23 protein-coding genes are annotated in these 22,721 nt (G+C 41.8%); 13 read left to right on the top strand and 10 right to left on the bottom strand.

Annotated features, from left to right (window positions below):
* Both FTU80_RS16515 and tusA read right to left on the bottom strand, forming a co-directional pair.
* Positions 1–172, bottom strand: a 172-nt coding sequence (locus FTU80_RS16515; RefSeq protein WP_180084355.1) for a hypothetical protein, incomplete at its 3' end; no start/stop codon positions are given.
* Positions 173–305: 133 nt separating this feature from the next.
* A complete protein-coding gene (tusA, locus tag FTU80_RS04410) occupies positions 306–563 on the bottom strand; it encodes a sulfurtransferase TusA (RefSeq protein WP_180084356.1) in 258 nt (85 codons plus the stop codon).
* Between the two features lie 200 nt (positions 564–763).
* On the opposite strand from tusA, the gene FTU80_RS04415 reads away from it, so the two are divergent.
* Together FTU80_RS04415 and lnt are read left to right on the top strand one after the other, a co-directional pair.
* Positions 764–1,603: an HlyC/CorC family transporter gene (locus tag FTU80_RS04415; RefSeq protein ID WP_078189781.1), complete on the top strand. Its 840-nt coding sequence runs from the start codon at positions 764–766 to the stop codon at positions 1,601–1,603.
* Positions 1,600–3,159 (top strand): apolipoprotein N-acyltransferase, encoded by a 1,560-nt coding sequence (gene lnt, locus FTU80_RS04420; RefSeq protein ID WP_180084357.1) that lies wholly within the window; start codon positions 1,600–1,602, stop codon positions 3,157–3,159. The genes FTU80_RS04415 and lnt overlap by 4 nt, the downstream gene beginning before the upstream one ends.
* Positions 3,160–3,244: 85 nt before the next feature.
* On the opposite strand, the gene FTU80_RS04425 is transcribed toward lnt, so the two are convergent.
* From FTU80_RS04425 to gspF, 4 genes are all read right to left on the bottom strand, one after another.
* A complete protein-coding gene (locus FTU80_RS04425; protein ID WP_180084358.1) occupies positions 3,245–3,583 on the bottom strand; it encodes a tRNA-binding protein in 339 nt (112 codons plus the stop codon).
* 251 nt (positions 3,584–3,834) lie between these two features.
* Positions 3,835–4,170, bottom strand: a complete 336-nt coding sequence (locus tag FTU80_RS04430; protein ID WP_180084359.1) for a hypothetical protein — start codon at positions 4,168–4,170, stop codon at positions 3,835–3,837.
* Positions 4,171–4,453: 283 nt separating this feature from the next.
* Positions 4,454–4,891 carry a type II secretion system major pseudopilin GspG gene (gspG, locus tag FTU80_RS04435; protein WP_078189784.1) on the bottom strand — a complete coding sequence of 146 codons (438 nt, stop codon included), beginning with the start codon at positions 4,889–4,891 and terminating at the stop codon, positions 4,454–4,456.
* 36 nt (positions 4,892–4,927) lie between these two features.
* The gene (gspF, locus tag FTU80_RS04440; protein ID WP_078189785.1) at positions 4,928–6,133 is read right to left on the bottom strand and encodes a type II secretion system inner membrane protein GspF; all 1,206 of its coding nucleotides are present in this window, start codon (positions 6,131–6,133) and stop codon (positions 4,928–4,930) included.
* 150 nt (positions 6,134–6,283) lie between these two features.
* On the opposite strand from gspF, the gene FTU80_RS04445 reads away from it, so the two are divergent.
* The 11 genes from FTU80_RS04445 (at position 6,284) to FTU80_RS16385 (ending at position 15,860) form a co-directional block, all read left to right on the top strand.
* On the top strand, positions 6,284–8,506 hold the full coding sequence (locus tag FTU80_RS04445; protein ID WP_180084360.1) for a primosomal protein N': 2,223 nt from the start codon (positions 6,284–6,286) through the stop codon (positions 8,504–8,506).
* A gap of 79 nt (positions 8,507–8,585) precedes the next feature.
* Positions 8,586–10,427, top strand: coding sequence for a monovalent cation:proton antiporter-2 (CPA2) family protein (locus tag FTU80_RS04450; protein ID WP_111885622.1), 1,842 nt, complete (start codon positions 8,586–8,588; stop codon positions 10,425–10,427).
* Between the two features lie 50 nt (positions 10,428–10,477).
* On the top strand, positions 10,478–11,353 hold the full coding sequence (gene hslO / locus FTU80_RS04455) for an Hsp33 family molecular chaperone HslO (RefSeq protein ID WP_111885623.1): 876 nt from the start codon (positions 10,478–10,480) through the stop codon (positions 11,351–11,353).
* A 248-nt stretch (positions 11,354–11,601) separates the two neighbouring features.
* Entirely contained in the window at positions 11,602–12,054 is a 453-nt protein-coding gene (locus tag FTU80_RS04460) for a DUF2147 domain-containing protein (RefSeq protein ID WP_180035003.1), read from the top strand.
* Between the two features lie 284 nt (positions 12,055–12,338).
* Positions 12,339–12,803: a DUF2147 domain-containing protein gene (locus FTU80_RS04465; RefSeq protein ID WP_168377964.1), complete on the top strand. Its 465-nt coding sequence runs from the start codon at positions 12,339–12,341 to the stop codon at positions 12,801–12,803.
* A 187-nt stretch (positions 12,804–12,990) separates the two neighbouring features.
* Positions 12,991–13,455 (top strand): DUF2147 domain-containing protein, encoded by a 465-nt coding sequence (locus FTU80_RS04470; protein WP_078192815.1) that lies wholly within the window; start codon positions 12,991–12,993, stop codon positions 13,453–13,455.
* A 141-nt stretch (positions 13,456–13,596) separates the two neighbouring features.
* Positions 13,597–14,559, top strand: a complete 963-nt coding sequence (locus FTU80_RS04475; RefSeq protein WP_078192879.1) for a DnaJ C-terminal domain-containing protein — start codon at positions 13,597–13,599, stop codon at positions 14,557–14,559.
* Between the two features lie 10 nt (positions 14,560–14,569).
* On the top strand, positions 14,570–14,908 hold the full coding sequence (locus FTU80_RS04480; protein ID WP_111885626.1) for a chaperone modulator CbpM: 339 nt from the start codon (positions 14,570–14,572) through the stop codon (positions 14,906–14,908).
* Between the two features lie 81 nt (positions 14,909–14,989).
* Entirely contained in the window at positions 14,990–15,253 is a 264-nt protein-coding gene (locus FTU80_RS04485) for a YdcH family protein (RefSeq protein ID WP_078192816.1), read from the top strand.
* A gap of 158 nt (positions 15,254–15,411) precedes the next feature.
* Positions 15,412–15,657, top strand: coding sequence for a hypothetical protein (locus tag FTU80_RS16380; RefSeq protein ID WP_257221431.1), 246 nt, complete (start codon positions 15,412–15,414; stop codon positions 15,655–15,657).
* A complete protein-coding gene (locus FTU80_RS16385) occupies positions 15,654–15,860 on the top strand; it encodes a DUF2147 domain-containing protein (protein WP_249748506.1) in 207 nt (68 codons plus the stop codon). The genes FTU80_RS16380 and FTU80_RS16385 overlap by 4 nt, the downstream gene beginning before the upstream one ends.
* Positions 15,861–15,895: 35 nt before the next feature.
* Here the strand turns inward: FTU80_RS16385 and FTU80_RS04495 are convergent, their stop codons facing one another.
* The 4 genes from FTU80_RS04495 to recD form a co-directional block, all read right to left on the bottom strand.
* Entirely contained in the window at positions 15,896–17,164 is a 1,269-nt protein-coding gene (locus FTU80_RS04495) for a magnesium transporter CorA family protein (RefSeq protein ID WP_180084361.1), read from the bottom strand.
* Positions 17,165–17,302: 138 nt separating this feature from the next.
* The gene (pnp, locus tag FTU80_RS04500) at positions 17,303–19,390 is read right to left on the bottom strand and encodes a polyribonucleotide nucleotidyltransferase (protein ID WP_111885640.1); all 2,088 of its coding nucleotides are present in this window, start codon (positions 19,388–19,390) and stop codon (positions 17,303–17,305) included.
* 273 nt (positions 19,391–19,663) lie between these two features.
* Positions 19,664–19,933, bottom strand: coding sequence for a 30S ribosomal protein S15 (gene rpsO, locus FTU80_RS04505; protein ID WP_067761248.1), 270 nt, complete (start codon positions 19,931–19,933; stop codon positions 19,664–19,666).
* Between the two features lie 867 nt (positions 19,934–20,800).
* Positions 20,801–22,576, bottom strand: a complete 1,776-nt coding sequence (gene recD, locus FTU80_RS04510) for an exodeoxyribonuclease V subunit alpha (RefSeq protein ID WP_373685176.1) — start codon at positions 22,574–22,576, stop codon at positions 20,801–20,803.
* Positions 22,577–22,721: the final 145 nt, after the last annotated feature.

A 22,721-nucleotide genomic window follows, 5' to 3' on the forward strand; every position in this document is an offset into this window, starting at 1 on the left:
TAGATAGGCAAATCAAAGTCGCTTGCAGGCCTTGGTTTAAGACATGCTCCCCATCAATACGTTGAATAAAAAGCTCATCATTCAACGCAGGGTTGGAGAATTGCACATGAATGGCACGTTTTTGGGCAGATAAGCCTAATTTTTCAAGTATAAGAGCAATCGAATTTAACATTTTAAAAGTCTGTTTTTTAAACTTTGTATAATTATGCTGCGAATGATATAGGCTAGCCATCAGACTTGACCAGCCTATTTTATTAATAAAAATGTAACATCTTAATAATTATTATTTTTTACAATCTCTTAAATTAACCTTTCTGAACCAAATAATGGAATTCTTTATTTCCATTTTCATCAAGACGTTCTTCTTGAAGCAAAAGCTCATGACCTAAATGCATACAAAATTTCGGAATATCCCAAGAGGTCGAATTATCTGTTGCAAAAACCTCAACAATATCGCCCGATTTTGATTTACGAATGGCTTGATGCAACATCATCACAGGCTCAGGGCAACGTAAGCCACGGGTGTTTAATTGAATTGATGGGTGCACAGAAGGCTCAGACATTAGAAAACTCAGTATTAAAATCTAGGGCTATTTTAGCATAATCCTGACGACCGAATGTTAGCTTGAAAAATGCAAACGATAGCGTCTTAAAATGACTTGATCGCTCATCATCTAGATCAACATTAACAATAGACAACTGTATTTTCTACGGTATGATAAAATCATCATTTATTAGATATTAAGAGTCTTTAGGAAAGATCATGCAAGAGGAATCCGGCCCGTCGTGGGGCATGCGCGGCTTACGTAAATGGCTGGGCACTGCACCAGAAACCCGTGACGAACTGTTGAAATTGGTACAAGATTCACGTCGTTTCTTAGAACCCGATACAGTTGCCATGCTCGAAGGGGTACTCGACTTACCTGCAACTAAAATCCGCGAGGTCATGACCCCCCGTACTGCGATGATCAGCTTACAAGAAGATGATGAGCTATTAGATATTTTGCATGTACTTGTTGAATCTGCACACTCACGTTTCCCAGTCTTTTCCTCAGACCAGCCAGACAATGTTGTCGGTATTTTGTTGGCCAAAGATTTGTTGCCATTTTTGACAGAACCGACCACCAAAGTCGATATTCGTGCATTAATGCGTCAACCCTTATTTGTACCTGAGAGCGCGCGTTCTGACCAAGTTTTACGTATGTTGAAAAATACCCAAACCCATATCGCTGTTGTTATTGATGAATATGGCACAACTTCAGGCTTAGTCACTTTAGAGGACATTCTTGAAGAAATTGTGGGTGAAATTGAAGATGAACACGACAAAGTCGATGAAGAAGCTCAATTTATCATTCCAGATGAAGACCCACTAAGTGCAAATACATGGTTGGTTCAAGCACTTACACCAATTGAACACTTTAACAATCTTTTAGATGCTGATTTTTCAGATGATGAAGTAGAAACTGTGGGCGGCTTACTGCTACAAGAAATGGGCTTGGTCAGTGATTTACAAGGTCAAGTGATTGAACTTGAAAACTGGGAATTTACCATTTTGGAGGCAGATGCACGTACCATTCATCTGATCCGAGCTGTCCGTAAATGAGAACCTACTTTGATAAGCTGCTAAACCACTCACAACAAAAAAAACAGCTACCTTTCATCTATCCTTTGCTGATCGCATTATTTTCAGGTGCCATCTTCAGCTTGTCGCTGGCACCCTATCATTATTGGTGGTTGGCAATTTTATCTCCAGCCCTGTTGTATGCCTGCCTAAGTCAACGTGCACCTAAACAATCGTTTTTCATTGGTCTAGCTTATGGCTTTGGCTTATGGTTTGTCGGGGCTTTTTGGCTATATACCTCAATCCATGTCTATGGTGATACCAATTCAGCACTCAGTGTTTTGATGATTGCCATTATGGCGATTGTGATGGGGCTGTTTACCGCAGTTCAGAGTTGGCTCTACCGCCGCTTCTTTCCAGAAACCCCACTGACCTTTGCGCCACTGTGGGTGTTTTTCGAGTGGAGTAAAACTTGGGTCTTTACCGGTTTTCCATGGCTGTTTGCAGGTTATGCCTTTACTGAACGGTTCCTCGATGGCTATGCGCCATTATTCGGGATCTTTGGGGTGTCTTTTGCGGTCATTTTATTGGCCTGTGCCTTAGTTGAAATCCTGCGTAAACGCATATTTTGGATTGTTCCATCTGCCCTTGTTTTGCTCGGCGCATGGGGTGCAGCGCAACTGCAATTTGTTCAGCCTAAAAATGAAAAACCGCTGAGTGTTTCCTTAATTCAAGGCAATATTCCACAAGATTTAAAATGGTTAACAGAATACCAAGCTCAAACCTTAATGAAATATGCGTCATTAAGTCGGACCGAATGGGGGCGTGATGTCATTGTTTGGCCGGAATCCTCCATTCCAATGTTCCAAACCGATATTGAGCCGTTTCTGGATGCGATGAAAGTCCAAGCCAATAAAACAGGGACGGCTTGGGTGACAGGTATTCCCTATTGGGATTTAGCGGAATCACAGCAAAACCAACACCCTATGTATTACAACACCATCATGGCAACTGGTGATGAATCTTCTGGTCTATACAAGAAGCAACGTCTGGTACCCTTTGGTGAATACATTCCGCTTTCAGGGATGTTAAGTTGGGTACTACCTGCCCTACAAAATGACCCGTCGATGAGTGGCTTTTCACGTGGTGCAAACAACCAAAAGCCTTTGAATGTTAAAGGTCATGATTTAGGTGCGGCGATTTGCTATGAAGTGGCTTATCCTAACTTAACGCGCCGTAATGCCAGTCAAAGTGACTACCTAGTGACTATTTCCAATGACGCTTGGTTTACTGGAACAGCGAGCCCGCATCAGCACCTACAAATGGTTCAAATGCGTGCCAAAGAAAATGGCCGTTGGTTTATCCGTGCAACCAATACCGGCATTACCGCCTTTATTGATCATAATGGTCACATTGTGAAGCAGGCACCGATGGATAAAGATGCGGTACTGCGTGGTGATTTACCTGCCATGCAAGGCGAAACGCTTTACACTCGCTTAAGTGATTGGCCTGTGTTGATTTTTTCATTCTTGTTATTGGTTCTCGGTTGGATTTATCGCCCGCGTAAAGTTGATATTTCTTTTAAATCACGCCGTTGATTCCGCTACAAAAGATCAAAAAAAACCGAGCTTTGGCTCGGTTTTTTATTGATAAACTTTCAGGGTGCCAGTTCACCCTGCTTTTTTAAAGTAACTTGGTGCCGAGGGGAATCTCTGCATCAGGCACACAAAGAGCAACATGCCCCTCTGCATTATGAAAGCCTGTGACTAGGCATTCTGACTGGATCGGACCAATTTGTTTTTTTGGAAAATTCACGACAGCAACGACCAATTTCCCCACTAGATTTTCCGGCTGATATAGCTGTGTAATTTGTGCACTGGACTTTTTAATGCCCAGTTTATCTCCAAAATCCACATGGAGAATGTACGCGGGTTTACGTGCTTGCTCAAAGACTTCTGCCTGCACAATTTTCCCTACACGTAATTCAACTTTCACAAAATCGTGCCAATCGATCTGTTGCATTTTTCCCTCTTTCTTTTCTTTGTTGTACTTCATCTAACTATCTAAGATCTGATATGTAAAGATTATAAAAATTTCATTCAGGCTGACCATATGTGAAACAGACATTCGATGCGTCAAAACGGACAAAGCAAGGTTATGTTAGAGCGCGTACCATGTAGAAGTATGCACTGATGTACGCTACGAACTGTTCATTAACACGAGACATAAAAAAAACTGGAGCAAGCTCCAGTTTTGAAGGTTTAATTTTGGGGTTATAACTGCGTAACTAAATAGGAAAGCATGGCAGCTAAAGATACCATTGGAATATATCGATAAAGACGAACAACCAGTTGTTCGATGGCAGATGCATGTTCTTGTTTTAAATTTGCCACAGTCGCTTTTAATGCAGACCAAAAACTTAAAGCCAGTAATGAACTCATTAAGCTCATGGCAAAGAAGCCCACCATAATTTGGCTACTGCCCTCAGTGCTTTGCCATAAATACACAATGCCTTGACTGATCGGCAGAATACTTAAAATCAAAAGAACAGATTTCAGCATAGACCAATGAAATTGGTTAATTTCATCCGTTAATATTAATGCTTTCATACTATCCTCCATGGCTAAAAAAGTACCATAAAAGATATTATGCGCGGTTTTATTTAAATGAAAAGCCTATATTTATTCATATTTTGCGATTATTGTAATCAATAAAATTGGGAATAAATCTTATTATAAATATCACATATTTTATATTATGCAATTTAAATAAAATTCAATAACTTAATATTAATTTTATAATTAAGATTTATTATCACTTCACTCAATATTGAAACATCCTATTAAGTGAAGTGATTAATTCCATTAAAACTGAATTTATAATTATTCTCAGTTAGTGTTTATAGTAAATATCGGCATCATTTTCTTCACCGCCAGACTGACCATCCGCACCAAATGAATAAAGATCATAAGGACGGCCTTCAGAACCTGGAATCACATATTGGATGTCATTGTCCCAACTGTCTTTTGGATAGCCACCTTTGATATAGCCACCCGGCAACCAGTTTTTAGCAGACTCAGGTTTAGTGACCAAAGCATTTAATCCACCGTCTTGCATTGAAGGGAATTTACCATTATCCATTTTGTATTGATCTAATGAGCCAGCGACACTTTTTAAAGTAATTGCTGTGGTATCAACTTTGGCTTTTTCACCACGGCCCATCACGTTCGGTACAATCAGCGCAGCCAAAACACCTAAAATGACAATGACCACCATCACTTCAATTAAAGTAAAACCTTGTTGCTTCATATTTTTTGTCTTCACTTGCATGTTACAAATCTCTGTTCACATCATTGTTCGAATGTCTTAAATCATATTATTCATATTCACGATTGGCAGCATCACAGCAATCACGATCACCAGTACAATGCTCGCCATAAATACCAACATCAGCGGTTCAAGTAACGCCAATAAAGTTGAAATTAAGGTCGTCACTTCTCGGTCTTGCATCGTCGACGCACGTTCTAGCATCCGGTCTAATTCGCCTGAACTTTCACCACTTTTGATCATTTGTACCATCATCGGTGGGAAATAACCACTTCGCTCAAGCTGTGTTGCTAAATTACCACCTTCTGTTACTTTCTCTGCCGCAAGGTTGACCGAATCTCGAATCACCCAATTATTACTGACCGCTGCACCAATTTTTAAAGCATCGACCAAAGGCACACCAGACTTGGTTAAAATCGATAATGTACTGGCAAAACGAGCGGCATTAATGCCTTTAGACAGTTTGGAAAATAACGGTAATTTCAAGGTCAATCGATCAAAGGCATAATGTCCCGCCGCTGTTCTGAGGAATCGAACCAAGAGAAAAATCGAGACTACGCTACCGACCAATAAAAATGGCCAAGCCATTCGGATAAAATCACTGGCTTTCATTAAAGCGACTGTTATCCACGGCAAGGCATCTTTGCTTTGGTCAAAGGTTTTGACAATATCTGGGACCACATAGGTCATGAGTCCCATCACAATACCGAAAGACATTAACATCAGGATGATGGGATAAATCATCGCACCCTGCACTTTTTTTTGCATGGCGAAGCGGTTTTCGGTGTAATCGGCAAGTTGGTCGAGAATGAGATCGAGATGACCTGAACGCTCACCTGCTGCAATCGTGGCAATATACAGTTCAGGAAAGCGTCCCGCTTGTTGTAGTGCGTTGGCTAAAGAATGCCCTTCCAAAACTTTAGAACGCACCGACATCAACAGGTTTTGCACATGGGCTTTTTCGTTTTGTTTTCCCACAGCACGAATCGCTTCTTCTAATGGAATTGCAGCGGCAACCAAAACTGAAAGTTGGCGAGTCAATAAAGCCAAGTCATAGGCATTCAGCCCTTTTTGAAACCAGCGCTGCTGCGCGTGTTTGTCTTTTTGCTCTATCGGATCGACAGCAACTGGAATGAGTGACTGATCTCTGAGCTGTTGACGAATTTGACGCGCAGAATCACCCTCAAGTACACCCTTCTGCTGCTTCCCTGAAGCGTCTATGGCAGTAAACTGATATGCAGGCATTGTAATGCTCTAATTTTCCAAAATTTCTATCAGCGCAGTTGCGTCTGACCATCAAAATCATTCATATTCTTAGATATAAAATATGAGCTCACTCTAACACAACTCCTTTACGATCACGACGAAATTTAATCAGGAACTTATCCACGTTTTATGGCAAATTCAGCGAGCATTGCAACACCTATTTACCGCGTTCGAGTCGCCGTTCCGGTATATTTATACGACTGCTTCGATTACAGCTTAAACCAAGAGCAATACCAACAAGCTGAAGTAGGTGCACGCGTTGCTGTATCTTTTGGTCGGCAAAATTTGACCGGTATCATCGTGGAAAAAATTGCTCCCGATGCACCACTCGATTCAAGCTTTAAACTCAAGGCCATTACCGAACTTCTTGATGATCGTGCCATTTTAGATGAGAAAGTTTTAAATTTATTGACATGGTCTGCACAGTATTACCAATTTCCGATTGGTGAAGTGATGCAAAGTGCCCTTCCGACGCTGTTACGCCAAGGAAAGCCCTATAATTTACTGGCACGGACATGGAATCTGATCGACCATAATGCTGAAGCCAAAATTAAACGTTCAGAGCGTCAGCAAGAAGCGTATAAAATACTAAAATTACATCCCACAGGCACAGGTGAAAATCTTTTAAATTTGTCAGGTGTGGAAACAGCAACACTCAAAGCCTTAGAGAAAAAAGGCATCTGCGAATGTGTGTTAGCAGAACAAGACTTTAGCCCGATGCCGATGAGCATGGCGCAAATGCCACTTACAGCAAACCCTGACCAAAAAAAAGCGATCGATAGCGTATTAAAAGCACGTAAAAAATATCAGGCCTTCCTGCTCGATGGCTTAACTGGCAGTGGTAAAACTGAAGTCTATTTACAAATCATGCAAGAGATTCTAAAGCATGGCAAACAGGTCTTGGTTTTAGTTCCTGAGATTGGGCTCACCCCACAGACCATCAGCCGTTTCCAATCACGTTTTCATTGCAATATTGCTCTACTACATTCGGGTTTGAACGATTCAAAACGTATGCAAGCTTGGCAAGCTGCGCAAACGGGCAAGGCTTCAATTATCTTAGGCACACGTTCTGCGATTTATACGCCACTGCCTAATCTAGGTTTAATTGTGATTGATGAAGAGCATGATCTGTCCTTTAAACAACAAGAAGGCTTTCGCTACCATGCACGCGATGTTGCTCTGTTCCGTGGGCATCTGGAACAATGCCCTGTCATTCTTGGCTCTGCCACACCTAGTATTGAATGCTATGCCCTTGCCAAACAAGGCAAGATGACAATTTTGGAACTAAACCAACGCGCAGGCACCGCGGTCATGCCGAAAATGCACATCCTTGATTTGAAAGTGGCACAGAAACAGCATGGAATTAGCCAATTATTAATTGGTGAAATCCGTAAGCGCCTAGAAAAAAAAGAACAGGTGTTAGTGTTCTTAAACCGTCGAGGATATGCCCCAGTTTTAATTTGTGAAAGCTGTGCATGGCAGGCCAAATGTCCGCACTGTGATGCCAATTTCACGGTTCATCGCACACCTTATCAACATTTACATTGTCATCACTGCGGCACCATTCACCGTATGCCAGAGCATTGCCCGCAGTGTAATCACCAAGAACTGAAGTCCGTGGGCATGGGCACAGCGAAGGTTGAAGAAAGCCTGAATGAGCTATTTCCGCAGCATGACGTTATACGCGTCGATCGTGATTCCACCAGTCGCGTCGGCAGCTGGCAAAAAATCTATGACAAGATTCAAAAAAGTGAGCCTGCTATTTTGCTTGGTACGCAAATGCTGGCCAAAGGTCATCATTTCCCTTACGTCACCTTGGTGGCGATTTTAGATATCGATTCAGGTCTGCTGAGTGTGGACTTCCGTGCCATCGAACGTACCGCTCAACTCATTGTGCAAGTCACAGGGCGTGCCGGCCGTGGCGAACGTAAAGGCGATGTATTCCTACAAACATTAAGACCCGACCATCCGCTTTTGAATATTTTGGTCAATGAAGACTATCGAAAATTTGCCAAAGAAACCATGAAAGAACGGAAAATGGCACAAATGCCACCGTTTCGCTATGCCGCATTGGTACGCTGTGAGTCAAAAAACCAAGAACTCAATACTGAATTTTTACAGCAACATGCCCAATTGCTGCATCAGGACTCTGCTGGAATTATTGACATTTGGGGGCCGATTCCTGCCCCGATGGAGCGCAAAGCAGGGCGTTACCAATCCCACATGGTTTTACTGTCTACAGATCGTGCGCGCTTACATTATTATCTGCGTTATTGGTGGCAAAAAATCTTGCATAACAAGCCATCAAATATGAAATTGAGCCTCGATATAGACCCACAGGAACTCAGTTAAACGCGTACAATTCAGTCTGAAAATATCAGTCATACTGAATTGCAACTTTCGACCAAAAACACAACTCTAGGACGAGTAAATGTCACTACTGTTACAGATCACAATTTTCCTTGGCGCATCCTTATTGCTTGTCCCTTTGCTCAAGCGCTTTGGTATTGCAACGGTATTGGGATATCTGTTCACTGGTATTTTGCTCGGCCCCGATGTCTTTAACATTGCCAGTGATCCCCAAGCGATCCAAGATCTCGCTGAGTTTGGCGTGATCTTACTGATGTTCCTGATCGGCCTCGAACTCCGTCCACAGCGTCTATGGAGTATGCGTAGTTCTATTTTCGGCATGGGGAGTTTACAAGTCGGTCTGACCGGTCTTGTTTTAGCGCTAGGCAGTTTTTTTGCCTTACAACAAGGCATTGCAGCCAGTATCGTTATCGGTTTCGCTCTCGCTCTTTCTTCTACTGCCTTTGTCTTGCAGATGCTGAGTGAGAAGCAGCAATTAAACACCACTTATGGGCAACAATCCTTTTCGATTTTGCTGTTTCAAGATATGGCCGCGATTCCCCTGATTGCAGTCATTCCCCTGCTCGCAGGAACAGAATCATCACATCACGGAATCGCCTATTTCGCTGCAATCATTGCGACTTTTTCAGGCTTATTTTTATTTAGTCGATACTTAATGCGGCCTTTTTTCCGCTTCGTCGCGAAAAGTGGTGCGCATGAACTGATCACCGCTGTCGGTTTATTTATAGTGCTGGGTGTCGTGGTGTTGATGGATGTACTTGGCATCAGTACCACACTCGGAGCATTTTTGACTGGCGTGCTATTGGCAGACTCGGAATTCCGCCATGAACTCGAAGCGAGTATTGCTCCGTTTAAAGGGCTTTTACTTGGTCTGTTCTTTATGACCGTGGGCATGACCACGGAACTGTCGTTGTTTGTTGAAATGCCATGGTTCATTATCGGTGGTGCGTTGGCACTGATGCTCATCAAAATGGCGTCACTTACCGCGATTGCGCGTTATCTCAAAAATTCATGGCGCAACAGTATTTTACTGGCGACCTGTTTGGCTCAAGGCGGTGAATTTGCCTTTGTGGTCTTTAGTGTGGCGAAAAGTGAAAATGTCGTACAACAAGCCATTTTGGAGCCATTAACCCTCATCGTCACCTTGTCGATGGTGTTGACCCCTATGTTGTATTGGTTAATACAATCACAAATTTTGCCACGTTTTAATCCAAAAACCATTCCCGAATATGACGATATTCCGGATGAACATAATCCTGTGATTATTGCGGGCTTTGGACGTTTTGGACAAATCATTGCTCGTGTGGCGCATTTACAGCATTTGTCTTTTACCGCCATTGATAGCAACTTAGACAAAGTCGATTTCGTACGTAATTATGGTGGTCATCTGTATTATGGCGATGCCACACAACCAGATATTTTACGCGCTGCGGGCATTGAACATGCCAAAGTGTTTGTCCTTGCCATAGATGATATTGAAGACTCGATGAACGTGGCGCGTCATATTCGTCTGAATTACCCTCAGTTAAAATTATTGGTCCGCGCGCGTGACCGTCATCAGGTGCATTTGCTGCGTGATTTAGGAATTGAGCATATTTGGCGTGAAACCTATTTATCCTCTTTAGGAATGGCCTATCACATGCTGTGCGACTTAGGCATCAGCGATGAAGATGCATATAAAAGTATCGAATTGTTCCGTGATTATGATGAAAAACTGCTGACTCAACAGCAGCAAATCTATACCGATGAACAAAAGATTTATGAAACGCATCGTAACGCTTTAGCTGAACTGGAACATTTGTTTGAAAGCGATGCGCAAGCCCGTGAAAAACCTACAGGTGTTGATTTACAACGCAGCTTACAACGTCATCGTATTGATGTCACAAGAGATGATAATGAATGACTTGTGTTTTACAATATCGTCACCATTAAAGCAGGGTTATGGAGAATTTTATGTCAGATTTACGCCAACGCTTTTTTATTGAAGATAGCCCTGTTCGTGGAGAAGTGGTTCATCTTGAAGAAGCCCTACAAACGATTCTTGCACAGCGTGACTATGCACCTGCTGTACAAATTCTCTTGGGTGAAATGCTCAGCGCGACTGCCTTGTTGGCCAGTACCTTAAAAATTAAAGGTCGTATTAGCTTACAAATTCAGGCTGCAGGCACATTTAAATGGGCAATGGCGGAATGTAATCATCTCGGTGAAGTTCGCGCACTTGCCGATTATGAAGAAGACCCGCACTTTCAAGCCGCTGAAGACAGCAGCACGGTACTCAAAGCCTTGGTAAACCCAGTACTTTTCATTAATATCGAGCCTGAATTTGGTGAGCGTTATCAAGGGATTGTACCTTTAGATAAACCGACATTAGCGGGTTGCTTGATGCAATATTATGATCTATCTGCACAGATCCCAACACGTATCGTCTTAGCAAGCAGCAACAGCCGTTCAGGTGGTTTACTGATTCAATTATTACCACGTAACAACGAAGAAGAACAACGCCGTGTCGATGAAGACCTATGGCCACGTTTAACCATGCTGACTGAGACATTAAAAGCAGAAGAGTTAACGTCTTTATCCGCAAATGAAATCTTATATCGTTTATACAACGAAGAAGAAGTTCGTCTTCCTGAAACTGAGGCCTTAAAATTTGGCTGTACATGTTCAAAAGAACGCTGTGCGACAGCACTTGAACAAATCGGTGTTGCTGCAGTTCGTGAAACCCTAGAGTTTCAAAACCCAATTGAAATGGATTGCCAATTCTGTAATACAAAATATACCTTTACTGCAGAAGAAGCTTTATCCCTTTTTGGTCAACACCTCAGCTAAATCATCGTGATGATTGAAAGCCTAAATCTAAGCATCCTTCGGGGTGCTTTTTTTATTATTCCCATTAAATTTAGAACAGTTACTTTCTTGCGCTTAGTCGAATGGTTGCGAACTTTATAACCTCAAGATGATCAGCTGTATTTGCGATCAATTTTTTTTCGAGTAGAATCGCGCCAGAAATAAAGTCAAAAAAATCAACAGAGCTTTATTTTTAATAGAAAAATAATGTAAAAAAAACTGGATAAAATATGAAACTCAAAATACTCGCTATTCTTTTAGCCATGTTCTGCTTTGGCCCAATAACAGCACATGCAGCAGACCTCGTCGGGACATGGAAAACCATAGATGATAAAACAGGCTATGCCCGTGCAGAAGTCCAAATCACCAAATTAAAAGACGGTAGCTATAGCGGTAAAATCACCAAAGTACATGCCATCCCCAACCGCCCTGTCACCACCATTTGTGAAAAATGCGAAGGTAAACTCAAAAATGCACCTTTAATTGGTTTACCGATCTTCTCTGGCTTTAAACATAATGCAAAAGAGAATGCCTATACCGATGGCAAGGTGATCGACCCACTTTCAGGCAATACTTATCAAGGTAAAGGGCAATTGAATGCACGCGGCAATGTGCTGACACTTCGAGGTTATGTTGGAACCACGCTCCTCGGCCGGACGGTATCTTGGATCCGCGTCAACTAAAGCGGCCTTTTGGCTTTCATTGGCATGATAAACTCAACTCCAGACGAGTTCATCATGCCGATAACAATCTACTTTGAGATGAATTCCGACTATTTTACTAGTGCGTAGACGTTCAGCATAAACCTCATTTAGCGCCAACGCGTTCATGTTTTGGCTCAAAATATAAATACCAATCCTAAAAAAATCACTAGAATATTCATATTATTTCAGGCTACATTAAACCCATAATATTTTTATGCCTTTAAGTTTTAGGCATCCGCTTTTTGTGTAATGTGGGTAATTGTATGGCTGTTAAATTCCTCCCTTCTATCCTGTTCGGTATGTTCTCCATCTGCAGTTTATCCTCTGCTTTTGCAGCGATTGACCCCTTAGTGGGGACATGGAAAACCATTGATGATAGAACAGGTTATTCACTTGCCGATGTGGTGATTCGCAAAGATAAGCATGACCTGTATTCGGCTACTATTATCCAAAGCCGAAGCGTACCGGGAACGGCAAATGTTTCGACATGCACGCAATGCACCGGTGCTCAGAAAAATAAACCCATGGTCGGTTTAACCACTTTAAGCGGCCTAAGCGCTGATCCAGAAAAGCCCAATGAATTTGTGGGTGGAGTGATGCTCGATCCTAAATCAGGCAAGCACTACAATGCACGCGCTCGTTTGATGAATAATGGTAAGCATTTGATCATCAATGGTCGTACTGAAGGCTCTGCAATTGGACGCAATGTCACTTGGGTCAAAAACTAAGCACGAGGCCTTTAAATCATTAAAGGCCTTTTTTAACTTAAAATTAGAGTAAAAACTCCATATTAAAGCAGCGTTTTAAAAAAATATGCCAAATACATCACAAACTATCGAATTGATTTTGTAGGACTTTATATATAAATTAGGCAACTTACTCTAAAAACACAATTCTGAATTTTCAGGGGATGAAATGAAAAAAATATATCAACAATTATTTGCCGGAATACTACTTAGCACTTTGTCAGGATTGTCAATCGCTGCGGAAACCGATCCGCTAGTGGGGAAGTGGAAAACCGTCGATGACCGTACAGGATATTCGCGTGCAGACGTTGAAATTCGCAAAAAAGCCGATGGAAGCTATGAAGGCATCATTGTTACCACACGCAATGTCCCTGGCACTGAAAAAATGGGCGTCTGCTCGAACTGCCCAGGTGAATTGAAAAATAAACCTTTTATCGGCTTGCCATTTATTTGGGACTTTAAACAAGATCCAAAAAATCCACGTGAATTCCAAAACGGTAAAGTTCTGGACCCGATTGGTGGAAAAATCTATAAAGGCAAAGCAAGACTTAGTGCTTCAGGAAAACATTTAACTATACGTGGGTATGTTGGTGTATCTGTGATTGGTCGTAGTGTCACTTGGATAAAATATTAATTTTAAATGTGTTTTTAAAAGCCTCCTCGTGAGGCTTTTTTATTGTCATGTTTTGAAACAATAAGCTGCAGTTTGCCCCTATGACAGTTTGATGAACCCTTCTATATTGATTAAAACATGATCAATATTTATACAGAGAGTATGCCAGACAATCACTATCAAACTTTAGGGATCGCCCGAGATGCTTCGGCAGATCAAATTAAAAAAGCCTATCGAAAATTGGCGCGTAAATATCACCCTGACGTCAGCAAAGAAGCTGATGCTGAAACGCGTATGCAAGCGATTAATGTTGCATACGACACTTTAAGTGATGCCGAAAAGAAAAAACAATACGATTTTGAACTCGATCATCCTCAAGGATTTGCTGGGTTTAATGCTGGCAACCAAGGTGGTTTTGACCAATCTCAGTTTTATCGCCAATCGACGAGTGATGGTCAGCATGCGGACTTTAGTGGATTTGAAGACTTGTTTGGTCGTTTTGGGCAAGGCTTTGGTGGCGGTGACTATCAGTATCAACGTGCAAACCGCCAAACCAAGAGCTTCCGTGGTGAAGACCAACACGCCAGTTTAGAAGTGGATTTAGAAATCGCATTTCATGGTGCAACGCAGAATATCACCTTACAGATTCCAAGCCTCAACGCCCATGGTGAGCCTGAAGTCCAACGTAAAACCCTGCAAGTCAAAATTCCTGCAGGTATGAAATCAGGTCAACAAATTCGACTCTCCGGCCAAGGGCAAGCTGGCTATAATGGTGGAGCCGCCGGCGATTTATACATTGAAATTTTGTATAAACAAACTGAGCAAACCCGTGTAGAAGGCGTTGATATTTTCCAACAACTGAATATCAGTCCATGGGAAGCCGCATTGGGTCAAAAAATTGCATTTACCAGTCCTGATGGCAAAACATTAGAACTACAAATTCCTAAAAATGCACGTACTGGGCAGCAGCTACGATTAAAGGACAAAGGGATACCAAATAAAACACCCGGCCACCTTTACCTGATTTTAAATATACAGATACCAGCTGCACAAACCGAACAAGAGCAACAAGCATATGCGGCTTTTGCTCAAGCTTTTCCGTCATTTAATCCACGACAGTCTTAAGGAGAGCACCATGACAACAATTCATTATCGTGAAATTGTCTGTGACGGATGTAAACAGACTGAAATCGTAGACGAAAAAAGTAGTTTTGATCTACAACACTTTGCCTCTGCCTGTGGGCAAAGTCCAGAATGGGTTCTGCAACTACTCGAATACGATATTCTGCCTAGCCGTTCAGAAGACAGGATTCATCAATTTTTTGGCGATGATATATCTCGCGCACGGCGTGCGTATCGGCTTCAACGAGATTTCGATGCCAGTTTTACTGCGGTCGCTATGATGCTTGATTTAATTGACGAGGTTCAACAACTACGTCGCCAAGTCAAACACCAACAGTTTCATTCACATTAAATGTAATCATGAACGCTCTGCCTCGCAGGGCGTTTTTCTTTTCTTGTAGAGTTTGTCTTGTAGAGGAAGTGATCGACAACCATGAAAACACGAGATTGCAATAAAAAAGTCAAAAACATGTTTCCTGAGTACCGTGATTTGGTCTCTCAGTTACGTGATGAAAATCCATACTTTGCACGGATCTTTGAAGAACATGATGAGTTAGATCGTGAAATTATTCAATTGGAATTAAATCCTGTCAATCATCATAACACGGATATTGAGACCATTAAGCGTAAGAAATTAAAGCTAAAAGATGAAATTTATCGCTTGCTGAAAAGTAACGAAAATGATGATATCTCTTGAGATATCGATTCATGTATAGGGGATTTTTCATGATGCATGTCGTTCGCAGTACAACCCACGAGGCTACGCAATTGAATTACTAAGACCATAAGGATCGGTCAAATCGCGTTGTACTGCAGATTTTTAAAAAACAATAAAATCATGACAAAGGATTCATCATGCAAATACATCATGTGCTATTTGGAGCATTACTCAGTTTCAGCGGTCTGTTGCATGCCAAAGATATGACCAGTGTTTGGAAAACAATTGATGACCAAACAGGATATTCACGCGGCGATGTCACCGTCGTTAAAAATGCCGACGGGACGTATAGTGGAACACTCACTGCAATATGCCCATTGCCGTACAAACCCTTGGTTGAAGTATGCTTAAAATGTAATGGCAAACTCAAAAATGGGTTTTGATAGGTTCCGAAATTATCAAAGAATTTAAACCAGACCCACAATATCCAAATCAATATAGCAATGGAAACGTGCTGGATCCCCTCTCGGGCAATATCTATAAAGGCAAAGGCAAGCTGAGTGCAAATGGCAAACGTTTAACCATGCGCGGCTATATTGGCGTGTCTGCACTCGGACGTAGTACCACATGGATTCGTAATGATTAGCAACTAAACCCGCCCATCAGAGAAACTGACGCGAACTATTTGAGTTTCGTCAGCTTCTCAATTTCTTTCATGGTTTTAACCGTACCTTTGACTGTGCCCTTCACCGTCTGTTTGATTGGTTCATAATCCATAAACCAAAACAGATTCATATTTTGATCGCCGTGCTGCTGTGCCAACATATCAATCACGCTTTTTTCACCGCGCCCGACCAAATGCCGTCGATAAAAATAATACAGTAGTAAAATCGTGGTGATCAGCATGATGCCGAGCATGATCCAAAAACCGGTTGGCGATTTGAGTCCCGGAATAAACTCAAAGTTCATGCCGTATATACCGGTTAATAAGGTTAATGGTGCGAAAATCGCCGTAATAATCGCCAGAATCCGCATATTTTCATTGGTTTGGTTGGCGACAGCTGAAAAATGCAGATCAATCGCGGCCTGCACAGCACTGCGTAATCGTGTGGTGTGTTTTTGAATGCGTTCGATATGACTGCTTAAATCATCTACGCGAACCAGCATGATATCTTGCTTTTCACTGCGCTTTTTGCCTTTCAAATGCGGGTAATTATCCACAACTTCATCACGCAGTTCTTGCAAAGCTTCAATTTGCTCTTCACACAAATTTTCCACTTGCTGAAAGGCCATATTTTCCTGCAGCAGCTGATGCCACTTGGTAAAACGTCGATGCCCTTGCAGCAGCTCTTGCTGCCAAAACTCGACACGGCGGGTCAAAGGAACACGTAAATCCAAGTATCCATCTACCATATTATTCAGTAAGCGCAATGCCAAATCTAAGGGTGTGATGGCTAATTTTCGTGGTTTATTTTGTTCATCAATCGGACGAGACATTAAAGTTTCAATCCGTTGGATATAACTTTCAATGGCTTTGTTGCCTTTTTCGCGCACCGTGATCAGCACTTGGGGCGTGATCAAAAAACTGATCGGGGTGGTCGCCAAACCAAAGACCCGCTCATGCTTTTCAAGAGCTTCTGCACCTGCAACAATTTGGTCATCGGGTGTGACCATTTTTCTAAAAATTAATAAATCATAATCATCGAGTGTGTCAAAGGCACACGGATGCTCTAAATTTAAAATATCCCGCAGATGGTATTCATTGACCCGTAGATCTGATGCCTGAAAAATATCACTCTGCCACTGCTCTGGGCGGTTGACGACATCTTCACGGGTACAATCAATCCAAATAAACTCAGGTTCAAGTTCAGGATGATGCTCACATTGCACTTGGTCTTGCACATAGATATGCGCGGCTGTTGGATGCTGAAAAAAATAATAGGTTTGCATATCTCATTTATTATTGTGTTTACTTTTTGCATGATGCCATAAAAAAAGCCTTGAGCAAGTCAAAGTTCATACTCTGACTACACTCAAGGCTTTTGTGAATCCATTCACAGAGCCGAAACTCTGTGAATCAACAAACCATTAAGCTTGTTCGATGTCTTTCATAGTTAATTTGATACGACCACGGTTGTCGACATCAGCAACTTGTACTTTGATCTCTTGACCTTCAGACAATACGTCTGAAACGTTCGCAATGCGTTCGTTTGAAATTTGAGAGATGTGAAGTAAGCCATCAGTACCTGGAAGGATGTTTACAAACGCACCAAATTCAACGATACGGATTACTTTACCAGTGTAGATTGTACCTGGTTCGATTTCAGCAGTAAGCGCTTGGATTTTCGCAACAGCAGCAGAAGCAGCAGCTTTAGTTTCACCAAATACGCGTACTGTACCGTTGTCTTCGATATCAATTGCCGCTTTGGTTTCTTCAGTGATTTGACGGATTGTTGCACCGCCTTTACCAATCACGTCACGGATCTTATCAGGGTTGATGTTGATCACTTGGAATGTAGGTGCATGCATTGAAATTTCAGGACGAGCACGTGAAATCACTTGGTTCATTGCATTTAAGATGTGCATACGACCTGCATACGCTTGGTTTAATGCAACTTCCATGATTTCTTCAGTGATACCTTCGATTTTGATATCCATTTGAAGTGCAGTAATACCGTTTGCAGAACCGGCTACTTTAAAGTCCATATCACCAAGGTGGTCTTCATCACCCAAGATGTCAGAAAGCACTGCGAAACGTTCGCCTTCTTTCACAAGACCCATCGCAATACCAGCAACTGGCGCTTTAATTGGCACACCAGCATCCATAAGTGATAAAGAAGCACCACATACAGACGCCATTGAAGATGAACCGTTTGATTCAGTAATATCAGATACGATACGAATCACGTACGGGAAGCGGTCAGCTGCAGGAAGAACAGCTTGTACACCACGACGCGCTAGACGACCATGACCGATTTCACGACGTTTAGGACCAGATTCACGACCAGTTTCACCTACAGAGTATGCAGGGAAGTTGTAGTGCAACATGAAGTTGTCAGTTTTCGTACCTGCTAATGTATCCACCATTAACGCATCACGTGTATTACCCAAAGTTGTTGTTACCAACGCCTGAGTTTCACCACGTGTAAATAATGCAGAACCGTGAGCACGGTCTAATACACCAACTTGTACGTCAAGCGCACGAACTGTTTTGGTATCACGGCCATCAATACGTGGCTTACCTGACAAAATATTGTCACGTACTGTACGGTATTTAAGGTCTTCGAATAATTCAGCTAAGTCGTCAGCGATACCATCAACGTCTTCTTCTGGAACGAATTGAGCAACAGCTTCAGCTTGAAGCGCATCAAGTGCGGCATAACGATCGTGTTTAACAGCGATTGTGTATGCTTCAGAGATTTTCGCTTCAAACGCTTCTTTTAATTTCGCACGAAGCTCTTCGTTTTTCGCAGGTGCAGTCCAAGTAGACTCTGTTGCACCAGCAGCTGCAGCAAATTCTTTAATCGCTTGGATCGCGATTTGCATTTCGTCATGACCGAACAATACAGCGCCAAGCATTTGGTCTTCAGAAAGCTCTTTCGCTTCTGATTCAACCATCAATACCGCAGATTCTGTACCTGCAACCACAAGGTCAAGGTCAGATTCTTTTAGCTGTTCGTGGTTCGGGTTTAGGATGTATTCACCGTTGATTAAACCAACGCGTGCACCACCAATTGGACCACGGAAAGGTGTACCCGCAATTGCAAGAGCAGCTGAAGTACCTAACATTGCAGCAATGTCAGCTTCCATTGTCTTATCAGAAGAAATAACAGTCGCAGTCACTTGGATTTCGTTGTAGTAACCTTCTGGGAACAATGGACGAATTGGACGGTCAATTAAGCGTGAAATAAGCGTTTCAGCTTCAGACGCACGGCCTTCACGTTTACCATAACCACCCGGAATACGACCTGCAGCATATTGTTTTTCTTGGTAGTTAACAGTCAATGGGAAGAAGTCTTGACCTGCTTTCGCTGTTGGCTGAGCAACAACAGCAACAAGAACTTGTACACCACCCATAGTGATGATCACAGTATTCGCTTGACGCGCAATACGACCTGTTTCTAGGACAACTTGATGCTGACCATATTGGAATTCTTTACGAATAATATTAAACATCGACATGTTTTATTTTTTCCTGATTTTATTCTAGTGGAGACCCCTAAGGTTTGGCATTCATTCAACGCCCCAAACGCTGTAACATAAATGACAAAGCTTAGAAGCCGACCTCACTAGAGATTAAAAACATTAATTTAAAATACTAATTTAAGACACAAAGAAGGAGCGAATCATCGCCCCTTCCCCATTATCCAACCAAGGTTGGATAGACTTTAGTTTTCAGTAATACGGCACTTAGCATGCAATAGTCCGAAAATAAAAGTTTAAATCGAATTAACGACGTAAACCTAAAGCAGCAATCAATGCGCTGTAACGAGTAGCGTCTTTACCTTTAAGGTAGTCAAGAAGCTTACGACGTTGGTTAACCATACGAATAAGACCGCGACGGCTATGGTGGTCGTGTTTATGCTCTTTGAAGTGACCTTGTAAATCATTGATTTGAGCAGTTAAAAGAGCTACTTGAACTTCTGGTGAACCAGTGTCGTTTTCAGCGCGAGCGAATTTTGCAATGATCTCTGCGCGATCTGCGTTTGTTAAAGCCATTCGATTTCTCCGAGATGCTTATAAAGTTAACTATTGATACGAATCAACCGATAAATCAGCTGACTGCCGTGCATCACTACAGCAAGTGCATTATATTAAGGGAAAATCGTCCCAATTGCAAAAAGAGATGGCCGACTTCGTCAGGTTTTCTTAATGACAATAACGCCTTATTTTTCCTCTCGATTCCATTATAAATTTTTTATATGCTTCGACACTCTATACGACATAAAACTGCATATTTCCAACACATTGAATTCCAGATTATTGAATGAATTTTAAACTTATTTTTGATACATTTTGCCACTCGATGTTTAGAATACAAAACTCAAACTGGAATGATTAAAAAAAAGCCCGAGCTGGGCTCGGGCTTTTTTGCGCTGTAGTTTCTTCTTTTTTAGTTATTGTTTTATTATTTATTGTTTTATGTGGCGCTTTTCCGCGTCCTTATGTTAAACATTCCATGTTTTAACTTGCACTTCCTTATGTGGTAGATTTTGCCACAACGGCTGTTAGATAAAAGTCGTATTTTTCGTATCTATATGTAAGCTTTTTCGTACATCGGTTAAGCTCTATTTCCTTTCTGTTACAGCATATAGGCATTTCTTATTTTCTATACATAAAAAAGCCTTGTAGTCTCTCCCAAAACTACAAGGCTTAGCGGCTGTAAGTTTCCTATTTCCTTACTTCACTGTAAGTTCGCTGTCTTTTGACGTTATTCTTATACTTTTGCGATTTTACTCAACCATCCGTGTTGAGTTCTTTTTCTGTGAAGTCATCTTCTCAAAAAGCTCTAAGAAGCTCTATGCGCAAATCTCCTGAATCAATGTAAGCTATTTCTTACAAAATACGGTACATTTTGCCCAGGCTTTACAAAGATAGGTGATTGTTAATTTTTTCTAACAAACCACTAACTCGTGCTGTTCTTTTTATAAGCGCTTTTGCCAATGCATCTTTTGCAACAAGTAAACTCACCACTTTTTTCGCACGAGTGATGGCGGTATAAATCAGCTCTTTACTCATCATTTCGGTTGCATGATTTTCCAAAACTACCGTCGTATGGGTAAATTCAGAACCTTGAGACTTATGTATGGTCAATGCGTAGGCAGTTTCTATACTTTTAGGTAACCGTGTTACCACAACCCATTTATCCAAACTTGGAAAATAAACCTCAAACTGCGACTTTTCCGTCATCGGTCGTTTTAAGCAAATCCCAATATCACCATTTGATAGTCCAAGTTGATAATCGTTATAGGTCATCATAACTGGACGACCAACATACCAATCCCCTTGTTTCAACACACCCAAGGCATTTAAGACCCGAAGTTCAATCTGCTGATTGAGTTCATGTAAGCCTAATTTTCCATGTCGAATGGCCGATAGAATTCGATAATCATCAAAATAACGAATCAATTGGGCTAACCAATCTGCATATTCAGCGGGTTGCTCTGGCCATTGTTTTAACCATGCCACATAGGGCTGAAAACCATACATTAGTTGATCATAATATTTTGCCCAATGTGCCGCACTGTTCGTGGCTTCGGGGAGATATTGCAACTGAATCACATCGCTCATATTCGGTGTTAGATGAATCGGCTGAAGTTCGGATGCAGATACCACCTGATGTTCGAATTTCGCCAGAACTTCTGTGGTTGTTTGCTGTTGTTCTTGTTGTTGAATAAAATGGGCAAACTCACCAATGGCTGCACCCTGTACAAAACGGCGGCTGGTCTGTAAATGGGTACGGTTGGCTTGTAAGGCATCCACATCCTGAAGATTAGCCAAAACAGCGCCAACATCGACCGAAGCCAACTGTTCTGCATCCCCCAATAGAATCAGCTTACTGTTCTGAGGGATTGCCGCGAATAGCATCTGCGCCAAACTTAAGTCCAACATAGAGGCTTCATCGACCACAATGACGTCATAGGGTAAGCGTTGACGTTCATTAAACCGCGGGATAGCGCGCGTCCCTAATCCCAATAGACGATGCAAAGTTATAGGTTTCAGTTGTTTATGAATAATCGAATAATGCTGCAATGCAGGATCTTTAAACGCTGCTTGTAAGGCTTCCTCCATTCGCTGCGCCGCTTTTCCTGTCGGCGCTGCCATGGCAATTCTTAAATTTGGATTTTGCTCATTCAACACGGCAATAATCCGTGCCAAGGTATAGGTTTTACCTGTCCCAGGCCCACCGGTAATGATATTAAAATTGTGCTGACACACCATGTGCAGTGCTTGAATCTGAAGGGGATCGGTCAGTAAATCCTTTTCAATATTAAGCGTCTGCGTTTGATTGAGATTTTGCTCTGTTTGCTGCTTTAAACGTGCGACTTGCTTGGCCAAAGCATTTTCTAATGCCCAATAGCGATAAAGATAAAGTCGTTGTGAATCAAAAATAAAAGGCGCAACAGGTGTTTTTTCAGCTTGCTCATGCTGAACCATCTGAGCCAAACATTGAATCTCTGCATCTTCGGCCAAAATACAACTATCGCCTTTTTCCACGGCTTGCATCAATTGTTGAATTAACTGATTTGCAGCAGGATGACTGGCCTGATTGGGTAAATAATGTTGGATTAAATAGTCAATCCAATCCGGCAAAACCGCCTCTAAATCAGCTTTTTCTTGGGTATTTTGGGGAACTAAAATCTGCGTTTCTACAGTGTTTTCTTTTCCCGCGTGCAAAGGCTGTGCTGATAAGGCTTTTTGATTATTTTCCACACAGTTATCCTCAAACTTATCCACAATGCAACTTATTGTTTCAGCGTAAATATTTTTATCTTTTTCGTGCTTA

Source organism: Acinetobacter sp. YH12145, assembly GCF_013418335.1.
In the GTDB taxonomy this organism is placed as follows: domain Bacteria; phylum Pseudomonadota; class Gammaproteobacteria; order Pseudomonadales; family Moraxellaceae; genus Acinetobacter; species Acinetobacter amyesii.

What these genes read in the sequence shown, in the direction of transcription:
- tusA (WP_180084356.1), bottom strand. Translation starts at nt 563, where the DNA reads ATGTCTGAGCCTTCTGTGCACCCATCAATTCAATTAAACACCCGTGGC.
- FTU80_RS04415 (WP_078189781.1), top strand. Translation starts at nt 764, where the DNA reads ATGCAAGAGGAATCCGGCCCGTCGTGGGGCATGCGCGGCTTACGTAAA.
- lnt (WP_180084357.1), top strand. Translation starts at nt 1,600, where the DNA reads ATGAGAACCTACTTTGATAAGCTGCTAAACCACTCACAACAAAAAAAA.
- FTU80_RS04425 (WP_180084358.1), bottom strand. Translation starts at nt 3,583, where the DNA reads ATGCAACAGATCGATTGGCACGATTTTGTGAAAGTTGAATTACGTGTA.
- FTU80_RS04430 (WP_180084359.1), bottom strand. Translation starts at nt 4,170, where the DNA reads ATGAAAGCATTAATATTAACGGATGAAATTAACCAATTTCATTGGTCT.
- gspG (WP_078189784.1), bottom strand. Translation starts at nt 4,891, where the DNA reads ATGCAAGTGAAGACAAAAAATATGAAGCAACAAGGTTTTACTTTAATT.
- gspF (WP_078189785.1), bottom strand. Translation starts at nt 6,133, where the DNA reads ATGCCTGCATATCAGTTTACTGCCATAGACGCTTCAGGGAAGCAGCAG.
- FTU80_RS04445 (WP_180084360.1), top strand. Translation starts at nt 6,284, where the DNA reads ATGGCAAATTCAGCGAGCATTGCAACACCTATTTACCGCGTTCGAGTC.
- FTU80_RS04450 (WP_111885622.1), top strand. Translation starts at nt 8,586, where the DNA reads ATGTCACTACTGTTACAGATCACAATTTTCCTTGGCGCATCCTTATTG.
- hslO (WP_111885623.1), top strand. Translation starts at nt 10,478, where the DNA reads ATGTCAGATTTACGCCAACGCTTTTTTATTGAAGATAGCCCTGTTCGT.
- FTU80_RS04460 (WP_180035003.1), top strand. Translation starts at nt 11,602, where the DNA reads ATGAAACTCAAAATACTCGCTATTCTTTTAGCCATGTTCTGCTTTGGC.
- FTU80_RS04465 (WP_168377964.1), top strand. Translation starts at nt 12,339, where the DNA reads ATGGCTGTTAAATTCCTCCCTTCTATCCTGTTCGGTATGTTCTCCATC.
- FTU80_RS04470 (WP_078192815.1), top strand. Translation starts at nt 12,991, where the DNA reads ATGAAAAAAATATATCAACAATTATTTGCCGGAATACTACTTAGCACT.
- FTU80_RS04475 (WP_078192879.1), top strand. Translation starts at nt 13,597, where the DNA reads ATGCCAGACAATCACTATCAAACTTTAGGGATCGCCCGAGATGCTTCG.
- FTU80_RS04480 (WP_111885626.1), top strand. Translation starts at nt 14,570, where the DNA reads ATGACAACAATTCATTATCGTGAAATTGTCTGTGACGGATGTAAACAG.
- FTU80_RS04485 (WP_078192816.1), top strand. Translation starts at nt 14,990, where the DNA reads ATGAAAACACGAGATTGCAATAAAAAAGTCAAAAACATGTTTCCTGAG.
- FTU80_RS16380 (WP_257221431.1), top strand. Translation starts at nt 15,412, where the DNA reads ATGCAAATACATCATGTGCTATTTGGAGCATTACTCAGTTTCAGCGGT.
- FTU80_RS04495 (WP_180084361.1), bottom strand. Translation starts at nt 17,164, where the DNA reads ATGCAAACCTATTATTTTTTTCAGCATCCAACAGCCGCGCATATCTAT.
- pnp (WP_111885640.1), bottom strand. Translation starts at nt 19,390, where the DNA reads ATGTTTAATATTATTCGTAAAGAATTCCAATATGGTCAGCATCAAGTT.
- rpsO (WP_067761248.1), bottom strand. Translation starts at nt 19,933, where the DNA reads ATGGCTTTAACAAACGCAGATCGCGCAGAGATCATTGCAAAATTCGCT.